Genomic DNA, 5,000 nt, shown 5'->3' on the forward strand with positions numbered 1-5,000 from the left:
AATAACATGCAGATCATATCCAGCCTGTTGAACCTGCAAAGCCAGCACCTTAAGGCCGATGAACAATTTGCAGTCAGTATCCTCAAGGAAAGCCAAAACCGAGTTAAGTCCATGGCCATGATCCATGAAAACCTATACCAGTCCAAGGATTTCACCCACATTAAATTTGAGGATTACATCACCCGACTGGTGTACGAGCTGTTCTACTCCTACAGTGGGGATGCCGATAAAATCAGGTTAGTGGTGGATGTGGATGATGTTAACCTGAACATGGAAACTGCAGTTCCCTGTGGCCTCATAGTAAGTGAGCTTTTCACCAACAGTGTGAAGTACGCATTCCCTGAGGGCCGGGAGGGGGAAATAAGAGTATCTCTCAAACAGGAGCCAGGAAAAGATGATGCCCGTGAATTCATATTAACCGTGAGCGATGATGGTGTGGGCTTCCCTCCTGATCTGGACTATAGGAACACAGAAACCCTGGGATTGGAACTGGTAAACAGCTTAACCTGTCAAATCGATGGAAACATCAGCCTGGATTTAACTCAGGGAACCAAGTTCACCGTTAAATTTAAAGAACTGAGGTATAAAAAAAGGATTTGAAACCGGAATAAAGATAATTAAACAAAAAGAGTAATCAAAAGGTGATTAAACAAAAAGAACCATTAATCTAAAAGTTAATTCTTAAATTTAGAAATTTTCGTGTTTCACCGCATCTTCCGGGCAGTTATCCACACACATACCGCAGAGTATGCAGTTATCAGTGTCTACCACCAGGGGGATAGATTCCTCATCATCCTGCTGGAAGATACCCACCGGGCAGTTGGATACACAGGTTCCACACTTGCTACATAATTCGGGATCGATTTCTATTTTCGGCATATTTTTCTCTCCGTGAATTGGCCAATTATTTTGATTGATATTGATTTTTGATTGATAATAGTTTGATTGATAATAGTTTGATTGAAATGGTTATTGATTGATATTTATCAGGGGGATTAGATTTATTTTTCGTCGCCATTTAGTATCATGACTGGATTAAAATGACCAAGTACGGTGTGTTAAAAACCCTGTTGTTATATTTTCAGTCCTGCTGGATGAACTCGATGATAATTCCAGTTAACTCCTCCGTGGCCTTTAAAAACTGGTGAAATGTGGTGGGGTAACTGTTGGCACCGTGGGACTCTACCTTCATATCCCCGTGGACCAGGTTTATCTCCCATTCATCTCCCTTCAGGCAGGCTTCATCACAGGAGACCATGTACTCGTCATACCAAGCCCATAGTCCTATTTCATCCATACGATGCCAGAATTCATCCCATTCGTCTAATTCTGGGCTTATTTCCTTCTGTTGTTCCTGACCTGGTGCAAGTTCCCTTAAAAAAAGACATTCCCCATCCCAGGTCAGACTGAAAAGATAACCCCTGCCTGGTATTTCATAGCTAAAGGTGAATTCTACTGGATACTCTACGGTCAATAAACCAACTCCAGATAAATTAATAGAATAATAACCTATTTACTTGGCTAAATACTATCAAATCGCTATCACTATCATCTGTTAAACATTATCCACTTTTATCTGCATTATACTTTCAAACTATCGGTTACTATCGAATTATTAAAATAACAATTTTTCCGGGTTGTCCTGGCACATGAGTTTTATATCCTCCCAGGAAATTCCCTGTTTAACCATGCTGGCGATCATCATCTGCATGCCCTGCACTGGACTGGGGTTATGGGCCTGTCCAAAGTCCGTAGCCAGGATGCAGTGTTTGGCCCCCACTTCCCTGATGGCTTCGAACATGACTTCTGGACTTAAATTATCATGGCGGGGCATGGTGGCCACCCAGCAGTGTTCTAAATATGCATGGCGGGCCATTTCCCTCTGTTCATCCAGTGAGGCTCCCACTACCCTAGTGAGGGGGTGGTTTACCATTACCTTCTCCACTTGCAGGCTGTGGCACAGGTCCAGTACCTGGAATATCTCCGGGGGGCTCAGGTGTCCGGTGGCCAGTACCATACTGTGGTCCTTCACCAGATGTAGTATCTCCTCCAGTGCATCGGTGTCCAGTTTTATTTCCTGGTGATGGACAGTGGGAAGCCATATTATTTTACCCCCCATTAATGCTGTGCTTCGCACTGTTTCTGGATTCAAGCCCCCCACATTGAGGTTCAGGGTTACTCCACCTATTACTGGCAGTCCAGTCATCATACTGGTAAGATGGGCTCGGCCAGCAGTGGGTTCTACATGAGACTTGAGCACTATGGTGCGCATTCCCCTCTCTTTGGCCTCCAGAGCAGCTTCATAATCGGTTAATAACCGGGGTTTAACATCGGGACTGGTGTGGATGTGGGTGTCAATTAAACCATCCAGGAGCTTGCTCTCTTTTACTTCATCACTGAGATTCATACTGATCATAACATCTAGAAAAAGATTTATTTGTTTATCCCGTAAAGGTAATTATTCCGGGGGATTACTTCTTTTACGGGCCTCCTGGTAGAGGTTACTCCCGGTGGAGTCCATGGTGACAATGAGTGGTCCGAAGTCCTTGACCTCCAGTTCCCAGACTGCTTCTGGTACACCCAGATCCAGCCAGTGCACACCCTCTATTTTAACCACGGAACTCACGTACAATGCAGCGCATCCCCCCACTGCAGCCAGGAAAACGGCACCATTACGTTTTAGTGCTTCGGCGGTCTCATCATCCATTCCTCCTTTCCCAATCACTGCCTGAGCTCCCTGATCCAGTACTTCTGCCTGGTAAGGGTTCATACGGGTGCTGGTGGTGGGTCCCACTGCCACCATATGGTAATTTTCATCTTCCTGTTTGATTATGGGTCCGGCATGGAATATAACCGCACCTTCAAGGTCCACAGGTGAACCAGACTCAATTATGCGTTTATGAGCACTGTCCCGTGCGGTGTAGATGGTTCCGGAAATGTAAACCGAATCTTTAATTCTTAACTTTTGAGTGTCTTCCCTTTTAAGGGGTGTTTCAAGATGAACAATCATTTTTACACCATAATTAGTTTAAGATTATATTACTTATCCTCTAAATATAAAATAGGAAGATTTCCATTTTAATTCACAAAATGCGGGTTTTTCATCCCCACATCACGGCCAGAATCAGGATGATAATGAGCACAACGATAACTGCTCCCAGTAGTATGCCGGGATCTGTTTCTTGGTAGAACCGGCTGACTTTATCAGTAAAGGTGGGATTATGTACACTGTCCTTTTTACTCTGGATAGCCGTCATCAAACGTTCCTGTTCCAGTATGATGTTAAGGTAATTTTTCTGGCTGGTGGCATTGAATTCCCGGTCAATGATATCCCAGACACCCTCCTCTTCCGGGGTAGAAACAGGGGATGTGAAATCTAAAAAATCGCCATCCACTTCTATTTGGGGAATTAGGCTTATTAAGGACTCTCTTCTTTCAACTAACCTGTTTTGAAATGAATCGAAGACTTCCCTATTGCGGTGAAGGTTGGTACTTTTTAACTGCAAATCCTGGTAGGTTTTGCAAAATTCCAGGGGGTTACCACATTCACATTTATCATAATCCCGGAGGGTCTCATCATCCTTCAGTTTGTAATATCCTCCGCAGTAATTGCAAAAGAGATATCCACCAGCAGAACGAATTGGTTTTCTGGTTTTTCTCTTTAAAGCCATGATGACACCTGAACTTGGATTTTTATAATAACTCTTTCCAGGGAGGGGAAGGAAATTTATGTATTTTTGTTTAAGCACCCGGGATGGAATTGACCTTGGGTTTAAGTTTCCAGTTGATTCTAACCAAGGATCAGTATCCCTTACTATTCAATTAACTATACCTTACTCTTTCAATTAAATATAAGATTATAAATCTTAGGGTATTAATGCATTTTTCGGAAAGATGTTTAAGAGAAGTGCAGGGAAAATAACTGACTATATTTCCTTCATAGTGTGTTATTAATGGATCATGGCAAAATTTGTAAATGAAAAATAAAGGGTACATTGCATTACATTTATTTGCATTCATTTGCATTACAATTTTACAGGGATATTTTTTCAAAAAAAATAATTTTAACCCCTCATTTTTCATATATCCCCACGAAATTTTCTAAACTAACCCAAAAAAAACAGTGCGTATACCAGTAAGGTGAACCTAAAATAAAGTAATACTTATTTTATTTCAATTAATATATTGTGTTAATGTTTAATAACTTAAGGGATTTAATATTATAGGTAGCTCTGTTAATTCTAAATAGCTAGGAGAACTCCTTACCATCATAACTAATTTAAAAACAATTGTTAAGTAATAGGATGACCATAAAATTAAGAACCAACCTATAAATAAGGAGAGCAGACTAATATAGTAAGTCAAAATACTCATAATTCAAATTTACAAAAAAATCCTTTACAATTATTGGCCTTAAGAGGTGTATTATGTCGGCAGTCGATAACATTACTGACCTTTCCAAGTATCTGGTGACCCTTCCCCCTAGTAGAATATCCATTTTATGCATGACCTTCCTGAGCTTCCTAACTGGTGCCATTGCCGCCTATCTGGAACCTTTATCATCAATATTCGATAGTATTGTCTACGGAGGATCAGCGGGTTTCCTGATCTTTGGACTCACTTCCATCATGGATGGAGCCATTACCCAACCGGTGATCAACGCCATGGAAGGGCGGCACATGAAGATGAAGCAATCCATGTTCGTGTCCCTGTTAACCATGGTACTGGTGGCCCTGGTGTACATTGTGGGGAGCCTGGTTTCTACCTTCACTGTTTACAGTTATATCATTGATGCACTGATTTTAGGCTGTGTTCTAGCATTTGGAGTGCGTATATTCATTATTTGGGGTACTTCCAATATAGGGGCCATTAGATCTATTTTAGTATCCGCCATACAACCGGTTTTGATTCTGAGCATGGTGGTGGTTATAGTATTTTTAACCAGCATAACCACCAACATCGGATCATTCAGTATCCTGGCCGTGGCACTGAAGGGAATT

Annotated in this window: 7 protein-coding genes (1 of these 7 running past the window's edge); 2 read left to right on the forward strand and 5 right to left on the reverse strand. The window is 41.7% G+C overall.

Annotation, left to right across the window (positions count from 1 at the left end; genetic code table 11):
* A partial coding sequence (locus QC759_RS07245) for a sensor histidine kinase (protein WP_279845430.1) occupies positions 1-600 on the forward strand: 600 nt, incomplete at its 5' end.
* Between the two features lie 87 nt (positions 601-687).
* On the opposite strand, the gene QC759_RS07250 is transcribed toward QC759_RS07245, so the two are convergent.
* From QC759_RS07250 to QC759_RS07270, 5 genes are all read right to left on the reverse strand, one after another.
* On the reverse strand, positions 688-879 hold the full coding sequence (locus QC759_RS07250; RefSeq protein WP_048072029.1) for a 4Fe-4S dicluster domain-containing protein: 192 nt from the start codon (positions 877-879) through the stop codon (positions 688-690).
* A gap of 202 nt (positions 880-1,081) precedes the next feature.
* The gene (locus QC759_RS07255; RefSeq protein ID WP_048072030.1) at positions 1,082-1,474 is read right to left on the reverse strand and encodes a hypothetical protein; all 393 of its coding nucleotides are present in this window, start codon (positions 1,472-1,474) and stop codon (positions 1,082-1,084) included.
* Between the two features lie 141 nt (positions 1,475-1,615).
* Complete coding sequence (locus tag QC759_RS07260; RefSeq protein WP_082055687.1) at positions 1,616-2,407, reverse strand: DUF6282 family protein; 792 nt, start codon at positions 2,405-2,407, stop codon at positions 1,616-1,618.
* A 51-nt stretch (positions 2,408-2,458) separates the two neighbouring features.
* Positions 2,459-3,010: a FumA C-terminus/TtdB family hydratase beta subunit gene (locus QC759_RS07265; protein WP_048072032.1), complete on the reverse strand. Its 552-nt coding sequence runs from the start codon at positions 3,008-3,010 to the stop codon at positions 2,459-2,461.
* A gap of 91 nt (positions 3,011-3,101) precedes the next feature.
* The gene (locus QC759_RS07270) at positions 3,102-3,671 is read right to left on the reverse strand and encodes a hypothetical protein (protein WP_048072033.1); all 570 of its coding nucleotides are present in this window, start codon (positions 3,669-3,671) and stop codon (positions 3,102-3,104) included.
* Positions 3,672-4,427: 756 nt separating this feature from the next.
* Between QC759_RS07270 and QC759_RS07275 the strand changes: the two genes are divergently transcribed.
* Positions 4,428-5,000, forward strand: the 5' end (the start) of a protein-coding gene (locus QC759_RS07275; RefSeq protein ID WP_048072034.1) for a DUF2070 family protein. 1,242 nt of this gene lie beyond the right edge of the window; only the first 573 of its 1,815 coding nucleotides appear in the window; it begins with the start codon at positions 4,428-4,430; its stop codon lies off the right edge, out of view.

The organism is Methanobacterium formicicum, assembly GCF_029848115.1.
Classification (GTDB): domain Archaea; phylum Methanobacteriota; class Methanobacteria; order Methanobacteriales; family Methanobacteriaceae; genus Methanobacterium; species Methanobacterium formicicum.